This is a genomic window from Arthrobacter sp. KNU40 (genome assembly GCF_051515115.1).
In the GTDB taxonomy this organism is placed as follows: domain Bacteria; phylum Actinomycetota; class Actinomycetes; order Actinomycetales; family Micrococcaceae; genus Arthrobacter.
On record NZ_CP195850.1, the window covers coordinates 1,457,572 to 1,477,335 of the forward strand.

The following is a 19,764-nucleotide window of genomic DNA, read 5'->3' on the forward strand; positions in this document are numbered from 1 at the left end:
GGACGGATCCGGCCCTTCGTTCTGCAACGCGGGGTCACTTACGGCCCATGTCGGACCTCCGGATGGGCGCTAAGTGACCCCGCGTTGGTCGTTGCCCGGGCCAGGGCCAGGGCCTACAAATATTGATAAGTCCAAGCCCTTGAATATTGTGTCCGCGATCACATATGTTCGGACCAGCCGTGTCGTTCGGGCGCGGATGGTTTCAGAGAGGAAACACAAACAATGTCTGTAAGCGTTGATCTTTCGAAGGCACTCGACAAAGCATTTGAAGACAAGTCGCTTAAGGAGATTCTCGACGCATCTCCGGCAGCGCTTGCAGGTGTAACTGATGCGACCGCTGCGAAATTGGAGGAAGCCCTGGGAATCAAAACCATTCGTGAACTCGGTAGCAACAAGTTCTTCGCAGTCGCGGGCGTTCTGGTTGCCCTGGAAGGCAAATCCGACTAAGCCTCGAAGACAACGCCCGCGGCCGACCAGCCGCTGAGCCACGCCATGGCAGGATGACCAGCCGCCCAGCGGCCAGGGGCTTCCTCGCACCATGGCGTGGCTCATCTTCGTTTGGTGGGTGCCGTCCTCGGGAGGAACCCGGGGGATGGGCCCCGGCAGGTTCCCCGGCCGCAAGCCGGTAGATTGGTACACAGTAGTTTTTGCCAGCTCTTGCCATAGAAACGGATTCTGACCCGTGGTCCTTCGCCTCTCCCAGCTGTTCCTGCGCACCTTGCGTGAAGATCCCGTCGACGCCGAAGTCGCAAGCCATAGACTCCTGGTCCGCGCGGGCTACATCCGCCGTGCCGCGCCTGGCATCTACACGTGGCTGCCTTTGGGATTGAGCGTCCTGCGCAAGGTCGAGCAGATCATCCGCGAGGAAATGGCCGCCATCGGCGCCCAGGAAGTCCATTTCCCGGCGCTGCTGCCCCGGGAACCCTACGAGGCCACCAACCGCTGGACCGAGTACGGCGAGGGGCTGTTCCGCCTCCAGGACCGCAAGGGTGCCGATTACCTTCTCGCCCCCACGCACGAGGAAATGTTCACCCTCCTGGTCAAGGACCTGTACTCCTCGTACAAGGACCTGCCGCTGAGCCTGTACCAGATCCAGAACAAGTACCGCGACGAAGCACGCCCCCGGGCAGGCCTCCTCCGCGGCCGCGAATTCATCATGAAGGACTCCTACTCGTTCGACGTCGACGACGCCGGCCTGGACGCGAGCTACGCGGCCCACCGCGCCGCGTACCTGAAAATCTTCGGGCGCCTTGGCCTTGAGGTCATCCCCGTTGCCGCCACGGCAGGCGCCATGGGCGGATCCAAGAGCGAGGAATTCCTGTACCCCACCGAGATCGGCGAGGACACCTTCGTGCGCTCGGCAGGCGGCTACGCCGCCAACGTCGAAGCCGTGACCACCGTGGCACCGGCCGAGATCGACTTCAGCAACGCGCCTCCCGCGCGTGTCCTGGACACCCCGGACACGCCCACGATCGACACCCTCGTGGCGGCTGCCAACCAGCTCGCCCCGCGCAGCGATTCCGACGGCGGCGCCTGGACTGCCGCCGACACCCTCAAGAATGTGGTCCTCGCCGTCACGCTGCCCACTGGCGAGCGCCAGATCGTGGTCATCGGCGTTCCCGGTGATCGCGCGGTGGACCTCAAGCGCGTCGAAGCCAACGTCGGTTCATTCCTGCCCATTGCCGGGGAGATCGGGCTCGAAGCGGCCAACGAGGAAGACCTCAAGAAGATCCCGGAACTCGTCAAGGGCTACATCGGCCCCGGACTGGTCCTCGGCGAGGCCGTTCTCGGGCTCGAAGGCACGTCCAAGTTGCTCTTCCTTGTTGACCCCCGGGTTGTCTCGGGCACCAGCTGGGTCACCGGAGCGAACGAAGACGGCAAGCATGTCTTCGGTCTAGTAGCCGGGCGCGATTTCACCTGGGACGGCGTCATTGAATGCACCGAGGTCCGCGCGGGAGACGAAGCCCCGGATGGCTCCGGTCCCTTGGAGACTGCCCGCGGCATCGAAATGGGCCACATCTTCCAGCTCGGCCGCAAGTATGCCGAGGCCCTCGACCTGAAGGTCCTTGACCAGAACGGCAAGCAGGTCGTGGTCACCATGGGCTCGTACGGCGTCGGCGTGACACGTGCCGTGGCCGCCTTGGCCGAGGCCAACAACGACGACCGTGGCTTGATCTGGCCGCGCTCCGTGGCCCCCGCGGATGTCCACGTGGTGGCCGTCGGACGTGGCGAGGAAATCTTCGCGGCAGCCGAGAAGCTTTCCGCCGAACTCGAGGCGGCCGGCCTCGACGTGATTTACGACGACCGCCCCAAGGTTTCCCCGGGTGTGAAGTTCGGTGACGCCGAACTCGTGGGCGTCCCCACCATCGTGGCAATCGGCCGCGGCTTGGTAGACGGTGTTGTGGAGATCAAGGACCGTCGCACCGGTGAGGCCGAAAACGTGGCAGTCGAGAAGGCTGCCGACTATGTGGTCAACGCCGTACGCCAGAAGTGATCTCCGGCTTCGAGTCGGTCCAGCTCACCACGCTCATCATGATCGTGGTGGCTGGATTCGCCGCCGGCTGGATTGATGCAGTGGTGGGTGGCGGGGGACTGATCCAGCTCCCCGCCTTGCTCCTGGTTCCGGGGATCACCCCGGTCCAGGCACTGGCCACCAACAAAATGGGCTCCATCTTCGGGACGACAACCAGCGCTGTCACTTACTACCGCCGGGTTGGTCCTGACCTCAAGACGGCCATACCGATGGCGGTGATTGCCCTCGCGGGCAGTTTCGGCGGAGCCGTCCTGGCCGCCAACCTTCCTGCAAGCGTGTTCAAACCCATCATCGTGGTGGCGCTGATCGCCGTCGCGCTCTTCACCGCGCTGAGGCCCAATGCGGGCGAGCTGACCGCCCTGCGTCACGACGGCCACACTCACTACGTGGTGGCCTGCGCCATCGGTGCCGTGATCGGGTTCTACGACGGCCTGATTGGTCCCGGAACAGGCTCGTTCCTGGTGATCGCCCTCGTCTCCGCCATGGGCTATGCCTTCCTGGAGGCCAGCGCCAAGGCGAAGATCGTCAACATGGCCACGAACGCCGGTGCCCTGTTCTTCTTCCTGCCGCACGGATCGCTGCTGTGGGGCGTTGGCGCCGTGCTGGGCCTGTCCAACATGGCAGGCGGCTACCTGGGCGCGCGGACCGCAGTGAAACAAGGCAGTGGCTTTGTACGGATCGTGTTCCTGATCGTCGTCGGCGCGTTGATCATCAAACTCGGCGTGGACGTCTGGAACGACTACTTCGCCAAGTAGTGTTCCGGTTGCCGCCGGCGATGGCCGGAGCGAACCCGCGGGCGTAGCATGCACTCATGTGGGTCGATTCCGGCGACTATGAACGGGCACTCGAACGTGCGTGGGAACACACCCGGGAGTGGTTGAGGGCCTTGCCTGGGCGGCCGGTACGGCCAAATACCGCGGCGGATGACATCACGGCGGTCTTCGGCGGACCGTTGCCGGCCAGCGGACTGGACCCGGTCTCGGTCATAGATTTCCTCGCCGAACACGCCGAGCCCGGGCTGATGGCCATGCAATCGGGGCGCTTCTTCGGTTGGGTCATCGGCGGTACGGTGCCGGCCGGGATGGCCGCGGACTGGATGGTTTCCGCATGGGACCAGAACTCCGGGCTGCGTTTCGCCACACCCGCCACGGCCGGGATCGAAGAGGCCGCCGGGCGATGGCTCCTCGAGTTGCTCGGCCTGCCTGCTGGCTCCGACGTCGGATTCGCGACAGGCGCCAGCATGGCCAACTTCACGGCCCTGGCGGCGGCCCGATGGCGCCAACTGTCCAAAGTCGGGTGGGATGTCAACGCCGGGGGACTCCAAGGCGCCCCGAAACTGCGAGTCCTGGTCGGAGCCGAGCGGCACGAGAGCCTGGATATGGCACTGCGCTTCCTGGGCTTCGGCGCACCCGAAGTTGTCGCAGCGGACCATCAAGGCACGATCAATCCCGACGCGCTGCGGGCCGCGTTGGAATCCGGTTCCGGTCCGGCAATCGTGTGTCTCCAGGCCGGGAACCTGCATTCCGGCGCCTTCGATCCGTTCCTCGAGGCGATTCCGGCTGCGAAGGATCACGGAGCGTGGGTCCACGTTGACGGGGCTTTCGGCTTATGGGCGGCGGCGGTGCCGGGACTGCGTCATCTGGTCGAGGGCGTCGAGTTGGCCGATTCGTGGGGAACCGATGCCCACAAGACCCTCAACGTGCCGTACGACGCAGGAATCGTGGTGGTTCGTGACGTCGCAGCCCTGCGGTCCGCCGTCGGCATGCACGCCGAATACCTCATGCAGGACGACCACGGCCCCGGCGACCCCATGGAGAAAGTGCCCGAGTTGTCCCGCCGCGCCAGGGGAGTGCCGGTGTGGGCGGCCTTGCGTTCCCTGGGCGCCGATGGCGTGCGGGAGCTTGTCGCGGGACGTGCGGAGTGTGCCGCGGAACTGGCCCGGCGGCTCGCCGAAGTGCCCGGCGTGGAAGTCCTCAACGATGTGGTGTTCACACAGTTGTCCCTGGCTTTCGGTTCAGACGAGAGGACCCGGGCCGTGACGGACTTCATTATGGCCGACGGGAGGGTCTGGATGTCCGGTTCGCGCTGGCGGGGCAGGGATATCCTGCGTGTTTCGGTGACCAACTGGTCAACGGATTCGGCCGATCTGGATATCGCGGTGCAGGCGATCAAAGATGCGCTGAAGGCCACCGGCTAGGCCGGGCGTCCGGACAACTCGGCGCCCCGAAGCTAGTTCGAGGCGGCAAGTCCGGGTTCGGGCAGATCGTGCGCGGCGGGCAGCCCGTCCAGGGGCCGTCCTGCGAGGGTGCTGGCCACCCACAACGAGCGTGCCAGATCGCCCTCATGCCGCGGTTTCCCGGCATACCACAGGGCGTTTTCGACCTCGCGGACCAGGCTCCATTCCCGGGCCGCTTCGCCGTCCAAGCCGGCCGCGCTGCTGAAATCCGCGCAGCGCTCCAGAAGGGCAACTTCCGGAGCCGTCGTGGAGAGGTCGCGGATACGGTTCCACAAGATCGGTGCGACGGCGAATTCCGCCTCTCCGATCTTCGGTTGCGGATCGATCGCCACGTATGCGCGTTCTCCGATGGACGCAGCGCCATTGAGGTGCGGAAGGATGTTCATGAAGTGCAGGTCGCAATGCACCAGGACGTCCCGGCCTGCCCGGCGCCCAACAGCGCCCCGGGTCTGGCACACCTCCAACGCGGCTTCGAGGAGCCATCGGGGGAAGGGCTGGCCAAGTTGCTCCCAGTCGGCGGGCAACTCATCGCTCCAGCGCTCGGCTCGGGCCGCGATGTGCTCGAACTCTTTCCATTCGGGCCGCTCGTCCGGTTCGATGCTGAGTTCCTTCACGAGCGATCCCCAGACGTCGCGGGCTTCTTCCATCGGGGCGCCCTGCAGCCAGCTGACGGAGTCGAGCCGCTCCAGGAGCATCGTGCAGGAGGCCGCATCGGCGTCGAGCAGCTTGACGGCCCCGGTACCGCCCCAAAGGGCCAGCGCATGCCGTTCAACGAGGGCTTCCTCGTGCGGGAACGCTATCTTGAGCACCGAACGGCCGCCGTTGTAGAGGACCGGAATGACGATGCCGCCGTGGCCGTTCCATGGTTCCGCGCCGGGCTCCAGGTCAACCGACAGCTTCCAGCGTTCCAGGCTGGCATCGATCAGCCCGGGCAGCCCCGAGAGCCACGCCCGCCCCTCCGCTGTGCGGGAGTAGCGTGCCTGGAGGTCGCCAGGGATGGAAACGAAGGTAGTCATCACTGTCAGCCTACCCAAGCCGGTCCGGGAGCGGTTCAGACCACTCCGGAGGAGCCCAAGAGGCTTCCGATGAAGAACGTCGCGGCAAGCGCAAGGGCTCCGCCGATGACGACGCGCACGGCGGCGCGGGTCTTCGAGCTGCCGCCGATCCATGCTCCTATGGCTCCGGTGATTGCGAGCGCGAGCAGCACGGAAATGAAGGTCAGCGGGACACGCAGCCCCGGGGGCGGGAGCAGAATCGCGAGCATGGGCAGCACCGCGCCGAGGGTGAAGGCAATGGCGGACGCGAAGGCCGCATGCCACGGGCTGACGATGTCGTCCTGGTCGATGTTCAATTCGGCCGAAAGGTGAGCGGCCAAGGCGTCGTGCTCCGTCAACTCCGCAGCGACTTTCCGCGCGGTTTCAGGCCGCAGGCCCTTGGCCTCGTAGATCGCAGTCAATTCGGCCAGCTCTTCTTCGGGTTCCTCGGCGAGTTCCCGCCGTTCCTTCTCGATGAGCGCCTTTTGGCTGTCGCTCTGGCTGCTGACGGATACGTACTCGCCGAGTGCCATGGACACCGCGCCACCCACGAGTCCGGCGGCTCCCGCAGTGAGGATGGCTCCGGTGTTCGTCGTGGCGCCGGCGACGCCCACCACGATGGCGGCGACGGAGACGATTCCGTCATTGGCGCCAAGGACGCCTGCCCGAAGCCAGTTGAGCCGGTGGGCGAGGTCGTTGGCGTGTGGTTCGTTCTCATGCAGGGCTGCAGTTTCGATGGAAGCCATGGTACAAGCCAAGCACCTGAAGACTGCTGCCGCCAGCAAAGAAAGGCTTTCCTATGGAGCCGGACTGCTGTCCGGCAGCGGGGGGAGTGCCGTGCTGTCGATCGACAGTCCGGCGAACGGGCCAACCGGAGTTCCCCAGGCCTGGCTGCGTTTGGCGGCGTCGACAAGTCCGTCTATAGCCCACTGCCGCGTCTCGCCCTCTGACAATGCCACGAGGTCGGCATAGGCAGTCAGCGAGCTGGCTTCCATGCTTCCCAGCGCGAGTGCGGGTTTGGCGGCGAAAGTGGCAGGCAGGCGATAGCCGGCCTCCCGTGGCGGTGTCGCGATGCAGTGCAGCCGGCCCTGGGCCTCCGCTCCCCGGAGCAGCTCCTGATGGCGCGCCAACCAGGTGGCTGCCGTCGCCGATGCCTTCGCGTCCAGCTTGGTCAGGGCCACTTGGTAGGCATAGATCGCCTCCTGTTCGGAGCTGACGACGGCGGCAAGGGCTGCGGGCAGATCGGCCTTGGTGGGCGCCGTTCCGTGTGGCGGTGCCGTCGACGTGCCCGGGGAGGCAGTGCAGCTGGGGGGCGGCGTCGGGGCGGAACTCACCCCGGCCGGGGTCGCCGGTAGCGGCAACCCCCAGGTCGCGGCCAGCCGTGATGACTCAAGCAACTGGGCGGTCCCGACGGCGGCAAGCAGCCGTGCCATGCCGCCGTCGGCGTCCGCGGCGTCCGCCAAGCGACGGGAAGCGCTCAAGGCGAGCGCGGAGACAAAGCCGGCCCGCGTTGGGCGCTCCTGGGTGGCACCGGGGCTTGGGGAAGCCGTGGAGGTATTCGATCCCGAAGAGCCGGAAGGTTGCAGCAGCGCTTGCGTCTGGCTTGTCAGCAATATCACAGTGTCCGTGCTCTCCAGGAGCGATGCGCTGCCCAGGAGCGTCCCGGCCGAAGAGAGCGCTTCGGAACGGGCGGTTTCGGAAAACGGCACCGCTGGGGGCCTTGGGGCGTCCCGCGGGACAAGCACGGCGCCGACTCCTAGGACGAGGACTGCGAGGAATGCCAGCAGGATGGCCCTCATCCAGCCATGGCTCCGTGGTTTCTCAACAGTCTCGTGGTTCACAACAGACTATGGTGTCACGCCCGCGGACAACTTGCGTCTCCGGCAAGGAGTCCCCGTGCACCACGCCGCCGTAAATGTCGTTAAGCTAGTAGTCACAACATCATCTATCGGGAGGCGGCTGGCCAGTGAGTCATTCGGAAGCCACGACTTCAACAGACCAGGCTGGAACGGATCCTACGAGTCCAGCGCAACACGAGGTCCGCAACCCCGAGGAGAGCAGGCTGAAGGCCCTTCTGGCGCCTGCCGTCCTGGCGAGCCGGCTCTATCTTGAGGATGTTGCCATCCAGGTTGCCGGTTCGCACCGGGTTGTCCACGTGGTCATCGACCTGCCCCAGGAGGAAACCGGCGGCGTCAGCCTTGACGTCATCGCGGAAATCTCCAGGGCCCTTTCGGACATCCTGGACAACGATCCCCGCACCGACGGCCGGCCTTACGACCTCGAGGTCTCCTCGCCCGGCGTCGGCCGGCCCCTGACGGAGCCCCGCCACTGGCACCGGGCCCGCGGGCGCATGGTCAAGGTCAACGTGATCCAGGGAGAGAACCTGACCGGGCGTATCCAGTCCGTCGACGACGCCGGCGTCACCCTGGTTCCCGAGCAAGAGGTCAAGAAGGGCATGAAGCCCAAGCAGGGCGAACCCGTGAAAATTCCTTTCGACAGGATCCGCCAAGGAAAAGTCGAGATAGAGTTCAGCCACCTCAACGAGGCCGTGCTGGAAGACGAGTACAACGGACCTTCCGAGGAGGCCTAATGGATATTGACATGAGTGCGCTGAGACTCCTGGAGCGTGAGCGTGAAATCCCGCTGGACCTCCTGATTCCCACCATCGAGCAGGCGCTCCTGGTGGCTTACCACAAGACGCCGGGCGCTTTCGAAAAGGCCCGTGCAGAGCTGGACCGCAAGAGCGGGCACGTGACCATTTGGGCCACGGAAATCGACGACGACGGCGAAGCCATCGGCGAGTTCGAGGACACTCCTGCGGGATTTGGCCGCATTGCGGCGAGCACCGCACGGCAGATCATCCTGCAGCGCCTGCGCGACGTCGAGGACGACAACGTCCTCGGCGAATTCAAGGGCCGTGAAGGCGAACTCGTCGCCGGCCTGATCCAGCAGGGCAACAACCCGCACATGATCCAGGTGAACCTCGGTTCCGTGGAAGCGCTGCTGCCGCCGCCCGAGCAGGTTCCGGGGGAGAAGTACACCCACGGCAACCGCCTGCGTGCGTTCGTGGTGGACGTCCACCGCGGCGCCAAGGGACCCTCAATCACGCTGTCGCGCTCACACCCGGGCCTCGTCCGGAAGCTTTTCGAGCTGGAAGTCCCGGAGATCGCGGACCGTTCGGTCGAGATCGTGGCACTGGCCCGCGAAGCCGGACACCGGACCAAGATGGCCGTCAAAGCCAACACTCCCGGCATCAACGCCAAGGGTGCTTGCATTGGTGAAATGGGCTCCCGCGTCCGCGCAGTCATGACCGAACTCAACGACGAAAAGATCGACATCGTCGACTTCAGCGAAGACCCGGCGACCTTCATCGCCAACTCCCTGTCGCCGTCGCGCGTGAATTCCGTCACGATCACCGACGAAGCCACGCGCTCCGCCCGGGTGGTTGTTCCCGACTACCAGCTGTCCCTCGCCATCGGCAAGGAAGGCCAGAACGCCCGGCTCGCAGCCAAGCTGACCGGCTGGCGGATCGACATCGTCTCTGATGCCGCTCCGGCCAAGGGCAACTAAACAGACCACATGGCGCCCAGCCCCGGATCCGCGCACCTTGTGGATTCGGTGGCCGGGCCCTCGGGGGCTTAGAATAGATGGAACCGGGCCTATGCCCGGTATCCGTGCGCTTTGGCGTGCTCGCGACTTACGGGGCGATAACCCCGGCAAGGCAAGGGCGGGCGCCGAGCAAAGCAGAACCGCAGAAGACAGGTAAAGACACTGAGGCAGGTTGATACACCCAGTGACTGAACTGCTTCACACCAGGCACCAGCCTGTGCGCACCTGCATCGGATGCCGGAAACAAGGCAAGCGGAGCGAGTTGATCCGGCTTGTCGCCGAAGGCGGCGGGTCACCCGTCGTCCTGGTGGATGAACGACGCCGGATGGCTGGCCGGGGTGCGTGGCTGCACCCCAGCACTACATGCCTGACGCTGGCAAGCAAACGGCGTGCTTTCGCAAGGGCCCTCGCGGGCGCAAGTGAAGTCACCGCCGTCGAAAGCTACCTGGCGGCAGTCATACCCCCTGCGGACACTGAAGTGAAAGCAGGAAAACCGTCCAAACCTGAAAGCGGGTCAGAAAACTGATGGAAACCCGATGAGTTCCCAGCGATGAGTGCGCAACGATGACAACTTTGTTGCGCTCTGCACAGGGCCTATCCGCCGCGTTCGCGGCAGGGGCCCGCAGTAAGAATTAGACGGTTCGTGCCTGGCTCGGTGCGGACCGAGACAGGAGAAATGTGGCCAAGGTCCGCGTACATGAGCTCGCCAAAGAGCTCGGTATTACTTCCAAAGATGCAGTGACGAAACTGCAGGAATTGGGCGAATTCGTTCGCTCCGCCTCTTCAACAATTGAGGCACCGGTCGTGAAGAAGCTTCGCGACGCCTACCCGGGTGCCGGCGCTGCAAAGGCCGCTGCCCCGGCAGCACCTCGCGTTGCAGCCCCCGCGGCACCTGCCGCACCCGCAGCATCCCGCCCGGCTCCGGGCCCCGCTGCGCCCAAGGCTCCGGTTCCCGCCCCCAAGGCTGAGACCCCCGCCCCGGCGGCACCTGCGGCTCCCGCAGCTGCTGCAAGTCCTATTTCCGCCAAGCCGGGTGCCCGTCCGGCACCCAAGGCCGAAGCCCCTGCCCCGGCACGTCCGGGCAGCCAGGCACCGCGGCCGGGCGGCCCCCGTCCGGGCAACAACCCGTTCGCGACCTCGCAGGGCATGCCCCGCGGCCGTGGCGACGGCGAGCGTCCTCCCCGTCCGGGCAACAACCCCTTCGCAACATCGCAGGGCATGCCCCGTTCCGGTGGCCGCACTGACGGCGAACGTCCCGGCGGTCCGCGTCCCGCGGCCGGCGCAGGCGGTCCCCGCCCCGCAGCCGGTTCCGGTGGTCCGCGTCCGGGCGCTCCGCGTCCCGGTGCTCCCCGTCCGGGCGCTCCGCGTCCCGCAGGTGGCCCCGCAGGAAACCGTCCTACCCCGGGCATGATGCCCAACCGTACCGAGCGTCCCGCTCCCGGTGGCGCAGGCCGTCCCGGTGGCGCTGGCCGTCCCGGTGGCGGCGGCCCCGGCCGTCCGGGTGGCGCTCCTGGCGCAGGCACCGGTGGCGGAGCTCCCGCCGGCGGAGGCTTCGGCAAGGGTGGCCGCGGACGCGGAGGTACCCAAGGTGCCTTCGGTAAGGGTGGCGCAGGACGCGGCAAGCAGCGCAAGTCGAAGCGTGCAAAGCGTCAGGAACTGGAGCAGATGAGTGCTCCGTCGCTGGGCGGCGTATCCGTACCCCGCGGCGACGGCAACACCGTAGTCCGGCTCCGTCGTGGCTCGTCCATTACGGACTTCGCCGACAAGATCGAGGCGAACCCCGCCGCACTGGTGACCGTACTGTTCCACCTCGGTGAAATGGCAACGGCTACGCAGTCGCTGGACGAAGACACCTTCGGCCTGCTCGGTGTTGAACTCGGCTACAAGATCCAGGTAGTTTCGCCGGAAGACGAAGAGCGCGAGCTCCTCGACTCCTTCGACATTGACCTCGATGCCGAGCTGGAAGCCGAAGGCGACGACGTCCTCGAACCGCGTCCCCCGGTTGTCACCGTCATGGGTCACGTTGACCACGGTAAGACCCGACTGCTCGACGCCATCCGGAAGACCAACGTGGTTGCCGGCGAACACGGCGGCATCACGCAGCACATCGGTGCCTACCAGATCAGCCACATCCACGAAGGCACTCCGCGCGACATCACCTTCATTGACACCCCCGGTCACGAGGCGTTCACCGCCATGCGTGCACGTGGTGCCAAGGTCACCGACATCGCCATCCTGGTTGTCGCAGCCGACGACGGCGTCATGCCGCAGACGGTGGAAGCACTCAACCACGCACAAGCGGCCAACGTGCCGATCGTCGTCGCGGTCAACAAGATCGACAAGGAAGGTGCGAACCCGGACAAGGTCAAGGGCCAGCTCACCGAGTACGGTCTGGTTCCCGAAGAATACGGTGGCGACACCATGTTCGTTGAGGTTTCTGCCCGCCAGAACATCAACATCGACGAACTGATCGACGCCGTCCTGCTGACCGCAGACGCCGCTTTGGACCTGCGCGCCAACCCGGACAAGGATGCTCGAGGCATTGCCATCGAAGCGAACCTGGACAAGGGCCGCGGTTCCGTGGCCACCGTCCTGGTCCAGTCCGGTACCCTGGCCGTTGGTGACACGATCGTGGCGGGTACGGCCCACGGCCGCGTCCGTGCCATGTTCGACGAAGACGGCAACGCCCTCGACGTCGCGCTTCCGTCCCGTCCGGTCCAGGTCCTGGGTCTGTCCAACGTTCCGCGTGCAGGTGACACCTTCCTAGTGACCTCTGACGAGCGTACGGCCCGCCAGATCGCTGAAAAGCGTGAAGCAGCCGACCGCAACGCGGCACTGGCCAAGCGTCGCAAGCGCATCAGCCTGGAAGACTTCGACCAGGCAGTTGCCGCGGGCAAGATCGACACCCTCAACCTCATCCTCAAGGGTGACGTTTCCGGTGCCGTTGAAGCCCTCGAAGACGCACTGCTCAAGATCGACGTCGGCGACGAAGACGTTCAACTGCGCGTCATCCACCGCGGTGTGGGTGCCATCACGCAGAACGACGTCAACCTCGCCACGGTGGACAACGCCATCATCATCGGCTTCAACGTCAAGCCCGCCGAGCGCGTGGCCGACCTTGCCGATCGTGAAGGCGTGGACATGCGCTTCTACTCCGTCATCTACTCGGCAATCGATGACATCGAGCTGGCCCTCAAGGGCATGCTCAAGCCGGAGTACGAGGAAGTCCAGCTCGGTACCGCCGAGGTCCGCGAAGTCTTCCGTTCTTCCAAGTTCGGAAACATCGCCGGTTCCATCGTGCGCTCGGGCATCATCCGCCGTAACACGAAGGCACGCGTCAGCCGCGATGGCAAGGTCATCGGCGACAACCTCACCGTTGAGACGCTCAAGCGCTTCAAGGACGACGCCACCGAGGTCCGCACGGACTTCGAGTGTGGTATCGGTCTTGGCTCGTACAACGACATCAACGAAGGTGACATCATCGAGACCTTCGAGATGCGCGAAAAGCCGCGCGTCTAAAGTGTCGCAGGCCGGTGCTGCTCTCGGGCGGCCCCGGCCCGTTCCGCCGATATGGGGGCCCCGCCCCTACGCTGGGCGGCAAAGGATCTGCGATCCTTTGCCGCCCAGCTTCGGCAGGCCCGATGCCACTCCCGGGCCCCCATATCGGCTCCACGGGCCTCGGTGGGAAGCTCGCGGTCCGTTCCGGACCTTTTTTGGCGAGTGGCATTTTTAGACTTAAGTACGCAAGTTGCTAACGCGCCGTCGTACGCAAAATTTTAGGAGTTGAAATGGCTGATCCGGCACGCGCTGCCAAGTTGGCGCAGCGGATTAAGGTTGTTGTTGCTGAGGCACTGGGCCGGCGGATCAAGGATCCTCGGGTTGAGGGCATCACTATTACCGATGCCCGCGTCACCAACGATCTTCAGCACGCCACCGTGTACTACACCGTCTTCGGTGACGAAGCCGCTCATTCTGATGCTGTTCGGGCGTTGGAGAAGGCCAAGGGTGTTTTGCGCCAGGAAGTGGGCCGTAACATCACCGTGCGGCTGACTCCTACCTTGGAATTCGTTGCGGACCTTATTCCGGTCAACGCCTCGAACCTTGAGGAGCTGTTGCGCACCGCCAAGCAGCGCGACGCCGAGGTAGCCGCGCTGGCTGCCGGCGCCAAGCACGCAGGCGATGCGGACCCGTACAAGAGCGATGCCCCGCAGGATGCGGACATCGACGAAGACGACTTTGATGAAGAAGACATCGACCTCCGTGCCGATGAAGACATCGACGAAGACGGCGGCAAGTAGTCCAGCGCTTCCCGGGTGGGACCGGATCCGCAGTTCTTAGAACTGCCGGATCCGGTCCTTCTTTGTTTAACCGCGAAAAGCCGGGCCAAATTGATGGGCCGTCGCTAAGATCGGAGCATGTCGGCGCACGATGCAGCTCAGAGTCCCGAAGATTACCTCGAATACGCCCTGCGGCTCGCGGTTCAGAACGTGGCCGACGGCGGCGGCCCTTTCGGCGCCGTCGTGGTCACGCCGGACGGACGGCTCCATGACGGCGTCAACCGGGTCACCCGCGATAACGACCCCACAGCGCACGCAGAAGTGGTGGCCATCCGGCGGGCGGCGTCGGAACTGGGAAGCTTCGATCTCAGCGGCTCGGTGCTCTATTCAAGCTGCGAACCATGCCCGTTGTGCCTCTCGGCCGCCCTGTGGGGCAGGGTAAGCCGCGTCTACTTTGCCGCAGATCGGCACGGGGCCGCAGCCGCGGGCTTCGACGATGCAGTGTTCTACGAATATTTCGATGGCAACAGGCCTGAACTTTTGCCCGTCCACCATACGGAGGTCGCCGCATCGGAGGCTCCCTTCGATGCTTGGCGCGGGCACAAGAGCCGGACCAAATACTGAGATCGTCAGGCCCTAAACGCGGCCCGGAAGCCGCCCGACGCCGTCGAGCAGCTGCTGGTGGTCACCGCACAAAGCGATCCTGATCCACCCCTCGCCGATGGAACCAAAAGCGGTCCCCGGCGCCACGGCCACTCCAGCGTCCGCCAGGAAGGTGCGCACCCAAGTACGCACGTCCCCGCCGCTTACATGCGAGACGTCCGCCCAGAGATAGAAAGCGCCTTGGGCGCCCAGGAAGGGAATGCGCTTTTCCGCGAGCACTGCCGAGGCGGCGTCGCGGTTGGAACGGTAATGCTCCCGCGCGGTGTCCACATAGTCCTGCGGGCCGGTCAGCGCCGCGACTGCCGCGTACTGGGAAGGCGAAGCCACGCAGGAAACGATCGCTTCCATGACGTTGTTCATCTTCCGTTCCAGGCCCGGCGGGCAAATGAGCGCCCCGATCCGCAGCCCGGTCAGCCCGTACGTTTTGGACAAAGTCAGGGACGTGAAAACGCGCGCCTCCCCGGGAACGGTGCTGTCGAAGCGGGCGGGACTCGTGTGCGGAACGTCGAAGGTGAAGGCTTCGTAGCATTCATCCGAAATGATCCACAGATCGTGTTTGACGGCCAATTCCACGAGCTGGCGCGTTGTTTCCTCGCAGATTACCGCGCCCAGGGGATTGGAAGGCGAATTCAGGACCAACACCTTGGTACGGGGAGTGATCAGTGCCTCGATGTCCTCGATGCGGGGTTGGAACTCGTGCTCGGGGTAGAGCGGATAGTGCACCGGAATGGCGTGCAGCAAATGGCTCGTCATGGCAAAAGTGGGGTAGCCAGGATTAGGAATCAGGATCTCGTCGCCGGGGGAGAGGAGCAGGCTCATGGCGAAATGCAGTCCCTGCTGGGCCCCGTCGACGACATACACGCGCTCCGCCCCGAGGTCCACTTTGTTGTGGGCACGGAAGCGGTCGGCAAAGGCCTCACGCAGCGCCGGGATCCCGGCATTGGGGGTGTAGTTGGTCTCGTCCCTGTCCAGACACGCGATCCCCGCGTCCAGGATGTGCCGGGGGAGCGCGAAGCCGGGCTCGCCGATGCTAAGGACAATTGCCCCGGGGGTGCTCCAGGCGGCCTCGGTAATTTCGCGGATCTGGTTCACGGGCACTTCGCGGACGTGTGCGGCAAGCTCAGGCATGGGAGCCATCTTAGCTGCGCACCCGGACCGTTCAGGGAAGCCGGGGGCCGCAGGATGCATGCCTCGACGCGGATATACTGGGAGGCGTGCTTTCTGGACTGGTAATCGTTGACAAGCCGCAAGGATGGACCAGCCACGATGTGGTTGGACGGATGCGGCGACTGGCCGGTACCCGGAAAGTCGGCCATGCAGGGACCCTGGATCCCATGGCCACCGGGGTCCTCGTGCTTGGCATCAACAAGGCCACGAGACTGTTGACCTACATCGTCGGCACCTCCAAGACGTACTCCGCCACCATCCGGCTCGGCGAATCAACCATCACGGACGATGCCGAAGGGGACATCACCGAAAGCCGCAGCGCCGCCGGAGTCACCGAGGAAGCCATCCGTGCCGGCGTCGCGCAGCTCAGTGGCGAAATCCAGCAGGTTCCCAGCAGCGTCAGCGCCATCAAGGTCAACGGCGAACGGTCCTACGCGCGCGTCCGTTCGGGTCAAGAGGTCAAGCTCGCCGCCCGGCCGGTGACCATCCACCGATTCGAGATCCATGCCATCCGGAGGGTCGACGACGGCAGGGTCGTCGACATCGATGTGACTGTCGAGTGCTCCTCGGGCACCTACATCCGCGCGCTGGCGCGCGACCTTGGCGAGGCTCTCGGCGTCGGCGGCCATCTCACGGTGCTGCGCCGCACCCAAGTGGGGCCGTACTCCCTGGCGCAGGCCCGCACCCTCGAACAGCTTGCCGAGGAACTGGAAGTCCTCGACATGTCCGCCGCCGCCCGCGCGCTCATGCCCAACCGGGAGTTGAGCGACGCCGAAACCACCGAGATCTCGTTTGGCCGCAGGATCGCCGCGGGACCCGCTGCCGGCACGGCCGACGCAGCCACCGCCGAGAACCCGGCTGCTGCGTTCTCTCCATCAGGGGAGCTCGTGGCGTTGTTGGCCGATGCGGGGAGTTTCGCCAAGCCCGTCCTCGTGTTCGCGCCTGACAACGAAAAGCAGGCACACTAGCCATGGACGGATACTTTTACGCTGTCCTTGTGGTGGGCCTGCTGTCCACCGTCATTTGCGTCGTGGCGGGCATCATGAAGAAGGCCCCCAACGACGTCACCATACTGTCCGTTGCCGCCGTCGAACTCGTCCTGCTGGTCTATCTGGTGGGATCGATCATCCGCGTCGCGATGGGTGAAAAGATCGCGGGGGAGCCCTGGGAATTCTGGGGCTACATCGTCACGGCGCTCATCCTCCCCGTCGTCGCGGTGTACTGGTCCATCCTGGAACGGACCCGTTGGAGCAATTTCGTCATGGGCGCCGTGGGCGTCACCGCATTGGTCATGGCGGCCCGCATGAACCAGATCTGGTACTGACATTGGAAGAAGCACACGAAGTGACTGTTGAAACCACCGGGAAGAAGAACCCGGACACCCGCAATACCGGGCCCGGGAGGCTGTTGATTGCGGTCTACGCAGTCTTCGCGATCTCGGCGACGGCCCGTGCCGGCTACCAGATCCTGACGAAGTTCTCGGATGCTCCCTTGGCCCACATCCTTTCGGCCTTCGCCGCCGTGGTGTACATCGTGGCCACAGTCTCCCTCGCGAAGCCGGGCCGCACGTGGTTCAAGGTATCGCTGGCGGCCGTCCTCGTGGAGATGGTCGGGGTGCTGGTGGTTGGCGCGATCAGCCTTTTCGATCCTGTGGCTTTCCCGCACGACACCGTGTGGTCCTTGTTCGGACGCGGATACGGCTTTGTCCCGTTGATCCTGCCGGTCCTGGGCCTGTTGTGGCTCTACCGTCGGCGCCCGGCACGGCTCCCGCACTAGAAATCGGGGCTCCGCCACCCGGGCATGCCAGCCCAGGGATAGCGGGTAACCTTAGAGAATTCCGGCGCCGGACCAGGCGCCGGGCATAGCGAATACCAGCAGTAAAAGGCGAGGTTGATGGTCCACATCTGGAACGATCCCACTGAGGTCCCCGAGGATTTCGGTCCCAGCGTCGTTACCATCGGCAACTTTGACGGCGTCCATCGCGGACACCAGCAGGTGCTGACGCAGCTTCTGCGCACCGCGGGGCAGCACGGCGCGCGGTCCGTCGTCGTGACGTTCGATCCCCACCCGGCCCTGGTCCACCGGCCCGACTCCGCACCGGAGCTCCTCATGGGCTTGCAGGACAAGCTCGATGCCCTGGCCGACACGGGCGTGGATGCCATCCTCGTCATGAAGTACAACCTCACGCTTGCGGCCATGACGCCCGAGGAATTCGTCGTCAACGTCCTGCTTGACGGGCTTCACGCGGCACACGTTGTTGTGGGCCACGATCTCCGTTTCGGCGTGGGAAATTCCGGCGACGTCGGCACCATGCAGGAATTGGGCAAGAAACTCGGATTCGGCGTCCACGTGGTCAACGAATTCGGCGCGGAAGGCTTTCCCGTGCACGACGACGGCGGCACGGACCGTCGCTGTTCCTCCACCTGGGTGCGCGAGGCCCTCGCCGAGGGCGACGTCGAGACCGCGGCTGCCGTCCTCGGCCGCCCGCACAGGATGCGCGGCGAAGTGGTCCACGGCGCCGCGCGGGGACGCGCCCTGGGCTTTCCCACGGCGAACCTGGACCACGGCGCCACGGGCTACGTCCCCGCGGATGGAATCTACGCCGGCTGGCTCGTGGACGAATCCGGAACCCGCTGGCCCGCCGCGATTTCGGTCGGTTCCAACCCCACGTTCGACGGCGTGAGCCGGCAGGTGGAAGCCCACGTGATCGACCGCCCGGAGGAGGAAGTGGAGGACTTCAACCTCTACGGCCAGACCGTCGTGGTGGAATTCACTTCGAGGCTGCGGGGCATGGTGGCCTACCGCGGACCCGAGGCCCTCGTAGAGCAGATGCGCCTGGACGTCGCCCAGGCCCACGATCTCCTGCTGGACAAGTAGCCCCGCGCCGTGAGCGTTGAGAAGAACACCCGGCCACTCGACGAAGGCATCGTCAAGGACTTCAGCTCACGCATGAGTTACGGCTCCTACCTGCAGCTGCCCTTGCTGCTCAGCGCCCAGCAACCTGTCAGCCAGCCGGAGCACCATGACGAACTCCTGTTCATCATCCAGCACCAAACCACCGAGCTCTGGCTGAAGCTGGTCCTGCACGAGCTCCGGAGCGCGGCCACCTGGCTGCGCCAGGACGACCTTGGCTCCGCGCTCAAGGCCATCGCACGGGTCAAGCACATCCAGAAGACGCTCACCGAGCAATGGTCGGTGCTCGCCACGCTTACCCCTACCGAGTACTCCCAGTTCCGCGGCTTCCTGGGCAATGCCTCCGGGTTCCAGTCGAGCCAGTACCGCGCCGTCGAGTTCATCCTCGGCAACAAGAACGGGAAGATGTTGCCGGTGTTCGAATCTGATCCGGAGTCCAGAACCATGCTGGAGGAGCTCTTGAACGCTCCGAGCATCTACGACGAATTCCTTGCCTACCTGGACCGGCACGGCTACGACGTTCCACGCTCCGTCCTGGACCGGGACGTGACGCAGGCCCACGAGTTCACACCTGGGCTCTTGCCCCTTTTCAAGCACATCTACGAAAATGCCGCAGACAACTGGCCGGCCTACGAAGCCTGCGAGGAACTGGTGGACCTGGAAGACAACTTCCAATTGTGGCGCTTCCGGCACCTCCGTACGGTGCAGCGGACCATCGGCATGAAGACGGGAACCGGAGGTTCAAGCGGCGTTTCCTTCCTGAAGAAGGCGCTCGATTTGACGTTCTTCCCTGAGCTTTTCGCAGTCCGGACCGAGATCGGGCAGTGAGTGTCGCTCCTGTTTGAGGAGGGTCACACGGCAGCTTTCGACAAGATTGCCGGGCTGCCGGTAAACTGAGGGATGGATCCGGCTGCAGTCCGTGGCGGCTGGACCTGTTTTGTGTGCGGTCATTGGCACATCACAACCCGGCAGCGAGGCGCTGAATCGGGACGCACGGCACAACTCTAGGAGTTCACGTGGCACTTGAAGCCGCTGTTAAGCAGTCCATCATCGAGGCATACGCAACGTCCAAGGACGACACTGGTTCGCCGGAGGTCCAGATTGCAGTCCTGACTCAGCGGATCAAGGATCTGACTGAGCACATGAAGGAGCACAAGCACGACTTCCACACCCAGCGCGGTCTGCTGGCTATGGTTGGTCGTCGCAAGCGCATGCTGGGCTACCTCAAGAAGACTGACATTGCCCGCTACCGTGCGCTCATCGAGCGCCTCGGCCTGCGCCGCTAGTTTGACTTCGGGCGGCCCGATCCTCCGCGGACCGGGCCGCCTTTTC

20 protein-coding genes are annotated in these 19,764 nt (G+C 64.9%); 16 read left to right on the forward strand and 4 right to left on the reverse strand.

Annotated features, from left to right (window positions below):
* Positions 1-222 precede the first annotated feature (222 nt).
* From ACSKT0_RS06865 to ACSKT0_RS06880, 4 genes are all read left to right on the forward strand, one after another.
* Entirely contained in the window at positions 223-447 is a 225-nt protein-coding gene (locus ACSKT0_RS06865) for a hypothetical protein (RefSeq protein ID WP_437773085.1), read from the forward strand.
* Positions 448-682: 235 nt separating this feature from the next.
* A complete protein-coding gene (locus tag ACSKT0_RS06870) occupies positions 683-2,494 on the forward strand; it encodes a proline--tRNA ligase (protein WP_437773086.1) in 1,812 nt (603 codons plus the stop codon).
* Positions 2,491-3,288, forward strand: coding sequence for a sulfite exporter TauE/SafE family protein (locus tag ACSKT0_RS06875; protein ID WP_437773087.1), 798 nt, complete (start codon positions 2,491-2,493; stop codon positions 3,286-3,288). The genes ACSKT0_RS06870 and ACSKT0_RS06875 overlap by 4 nt, the downstream gene beginning before the upstream one ends.
* 56 nt (positions 3,289-3,344) lie before the next feature.
* Complete coding sequence (locus ACSKT0_RS06880; protein WP_437773088.1) at positions 3,345-4,730, forward strand: pyridoxal phosphate-dependent decarboxylase family protein; 1,386 nt, start codon at positions 3,345-3,347, stop codon at positions 4,728-4,730.
* 32 nt (positions 4,731-4,762) lie between these two features.
* Here the strand turns inward: ACSKT0_RS06880 and ACSKT0_RS06885 are convergent, their stop codons facing one another.
* From ACSKT0_RS06885 to ACSKT0_RS06895, 3 genes are read right to left on the reverse strand one after another with little or no spacing between them, the layout of a single operon-like run.
* A complete protein-coding gene (locus ACSKT0_RS06885; RefSeq protein ID WP_437773089.1) occupies positions 4,763-5,785 on the reverse strand; it encodes an aminoglycoside phosphotransferase family protein in 1,023 nt (340 codons plus the stop codon).
* Between the two features lie 35 nt (positions 5,786-5,820).
* A complete protein-coding gene (locus ACSKT0_RS06890) occupies positions 5,821-6,549 on the reverse strand; it encodes a VIT1/CCC1 transporter family protein (RefSeq protein ID WP_437773090.1) in 729 nt (242 codons plus the stop codon).
* Positions 6,550-6,600: 51 nt separating this feature from the next.
* Entirely contained in the window at positions 6,601-7,602 is a 1,002-nt protein-coding gene (locus tag ACSKT0_RS06895) for a DUF4439 domain-containing protein (protein WP_437773091.1), read from the reverse strand.
* 167 nt (positions 7,603-7,769) lie between these two features.
* On the opposite strand from ACSKT0_RS06895, the gene rimP reads away from it, so the two are divergent.
* The 6 genes from rimP to ACSKT0_RS06925 all read left to right on the forward strand — a co-directional run bounded on the left by rimP (position 7,770) and on the right by ACSKT0_RS06925 (position 14,313).
* Entirely contained in the window at positions 7,770-8,393 is a 624-nt protein-coding gene (rimP, locus tag ACSKT0_RS06900) for a ribosome maturation factor RimP (protein WP_437773092.1), read from the forward strand.
* The gene (nusA, locus tag ACSKT0_RS06905) at positions 8,393-9,373 is read left to right on the forward strand and encodes a transcription termination factor NusA (protein WP_236816636.1); all 981 of its coding nucleotides are present in this window, start codon (positions 8,393-8,395) and stop codon (positions 9,371-9,373) included. Before rimP ends, nusA begins: the two co-directional genes overlap by 1 nt.
* 223 nt (positions 9,374-9,596) lie before the next feature.
* Complete coding sequence (locus ACSKT0_RS06910) at positions 9,597-9,938, forward strand: YlxR family protein (protein WP_437773093.1); 342 nt, start codon at positions 9,597-9,599, stop codon at positions 9,936-9,938.
* 152 nt (positions 9,939-10,090) lie between these two features.
* Positions 10,091-12,931 carry a translation initiation factor IF-2 gene (gene infB / locus ACSKT0_RS06915; RefSeq protein ID WP_437773094.1) on the forward strand — a complete coding sequence of 947 codons (2,841 nt, stop codon included), beginning with the start codon at positions 10,091-10,093 and terminating at the stop codon, positions 12,929-12,931.
* 269 nt (positions 12,932-13,200) lie between these two features.
* Complete coding sequence (rbfA, locus tag ACSKT0_RS06920) at positions 13,201-13,710, forward strand: 30S ribosome-binding factor RbfA (RefSeq protein ID WP_236816645.1); 510 nt, start codon at positions 13,201-13,203, stop codon at positions 13,708-13,710.
* Between the two features lie 117 nt (positions 13,711-13,827).
* Positions 13,828-14,313, forward strand: a complete 486-nt coding sequence (locus ACSKT0_RS06925; protein WP_437773095.1) for a nucleoside deaminase — start codon at positions 13,828-13,830, stop codon at positions 14,311-14,313.
* Between the two features lie 12 nt (positions 14,314-14,325).
* On the opposite strand, the gene ACSKT0_RS06930 is transcribed toward ACSKT0_RS06925, so the two are convergent.
* The gene (locus ACSKT0_RS06930; RefSeq protein ID WP_437773096.1) at positions 14,326-15,480 is read right to left on the reverse strand and encodes a pyridoxal phosphate-dependent aminotransferase; all 1,155 of its coding nucleotides are present in this window, start codon (positions 15,478-15,480) and stop codon (positions 14,326-14,328) included.
* An 86-nt stretch (positions 15,481-15,566) separates the two neighbouring features.
* Here ACSKT0_RS06930 and truB point away from each other — a divergent pair, with 86 nt between their 5' ends.
* The 6 genes from truB to rpsO all read left to right on the forward strand — a co-directional run bounded on the left by truB (position 15,567) and on the right by rpsO (position 19,718).
* On the forward strand, positions 15,567-16,487 hold the full coding sequence (truB, locus tag ACSKT0_RS06935; RefSeq protein ID WP_437773097.1) for a tRNA pseudouridine(55) synthase TruB: 921 nt from the start codon (positions 15,567-15,569) through the stop codon (positions 16,485-16,487).
* Between the two features lie 2 nt (positions 16,488-16,489).
* Positions 16,490-16,843 carry a hypothetical protein gene (locus tag ACSKT0_RS06940; RefSeq protein ID WP_437773098.1) on the forward strand — a complete coding sequence of 118 codons (354 nt, stop codon included), beginning with the start codon at positions 16,490-16,492 and terminating at the stop codon, positions 16,841-16,843.
* Between the two features lie 2 nt (positions 16,844-16,845).
* Entirely contained in the window at positions 16,846-17,295 is a 450-nt protein-coding gene (locus tag ACSKT0_RS06945) for a hypothetical protein (RefSeq protein WP_437773099.1), read from the forward strand.
* A 117-nt stretch (positions 17,296-17,412) separates the two neighbouring features.
* The gene (locus ACSKT0_RS06950) at positions 17,413-18,396 is read left to right on the forward strand and encodes a bifunctional riboflavin kinase/FAD synthetase (RefSeq protein WP_437773100.1); all 984 of its coding nucleotides are present in this window, start codon (positions 17,413-17,415) and stop codon (positions 18,394-18,396) included.
* Positions 18,397-18,405: 9 nt separating this feature from the next.
* On the forward strand, positions 18,406-19,260 hold the full coding sequence (gene kynA / locus ACSKT0_RS06955; RefSeq protein ID WP_437773101.1) for a tryptophan 2,3-dioxygenase: 855 nt from the start codon (positions 18,406-18,408) through the stop codon (positions 19,258-19,260).
* Between the two features lie 188 nt (positions 19,261-19,448).
* On the forward strand, positions 19,449-19,718 hold the full coding sequence (rpsO, locus tag ACSKT0_RS06960; RefSeq protein ID WP_437773102.1) for a 30S ribosomal protein S15: 270 nt from the start codon (positions 19,449-19,451) through the stop codon (positions 19,716-19,718).
* Positions 19,719-19,764 lie beyond the last annotated feature (46 nt).

Bases quoted from the DNA above. Each gene is read 5' to 3' on its own strand.
- ACSKT0_RS06865 (WP_437773085.1), top strand. From the start codon at position 223: ATGTCTGTAAGCGTTGATCTTTCGAAGGCACTCGACAAAGCATTTGAA.
- ACSKT0_RS06880 (WP_437773088.1), top strand. From the start codon at position 3,345: ATGTGGGTCGATTCCGGCGACTATGAACGGGCACTCGAACGTGCGTGG.
- ACSKT0_RS06885 (WP_437773089.1), bottom strand. From the start codon at position 5,785: ATGACTACCTTCGTTTCCATCCCTGGCGACCTCCAGGCACGCTACTCC.
- ACSKT0_RS06890 (WP_437773090.1), bottom strand. From the start codon at position 6,549: ATGGCTTCCATCGAAACTGCAGCCCTGCATGAGAACGAACCACACGCC.
- ACSKT0_RS06895 (WP_437773091.1), bottom strand. From the start codon at position 7,602: ATGAGGGCCATCCTGCTGGCATTCCTCGCAGTCCTCGTCCTAGGAGTC.
- nusA (WP_236816636.1), top strand. From the start codon at position 8,393: ATGGATATTGACATGAGTGCGCTGAGACTCCTGGAGCGTGAGCGTGAA.
- rbfA (WP_236816645.1), top strand. From the start codon at position 13,201: ATGGCTGATCCGGCACGCGCTGCCAAGTTGGCGCAGCGGATTAAGGTT.
- ACSKT0_RS06925 (WP_437773095.1), top strand. From the start codon at position 13,828: ATGTCGGCGCACGATGCAGCTCAGAGTCCCGAAGATTACCTCGAATAC.
- ACSKT0_RS06930 (WP_437773096.1), bottom strand. From the start codon at position 15,480: ATGCCTGAGCTTGCCGCACACGTCCGCGAAGTGCCCGTGAACCAGATC.
- ACSKT0_RS06940 (WP_437773098.1), top strand. From the start codon at position 16,490: ATGGACGGATACTTTTACGCTGTCCTTGTGGTGGGCCTGCTGTCCACC.
- ACSKT0_RS06950 (WP_437773100.1), top strand. From the start codon at position 17,413: ATGGTCCACATCTGGAACGATCCCACTGAGGTCCCCGAGGATTTCGGT.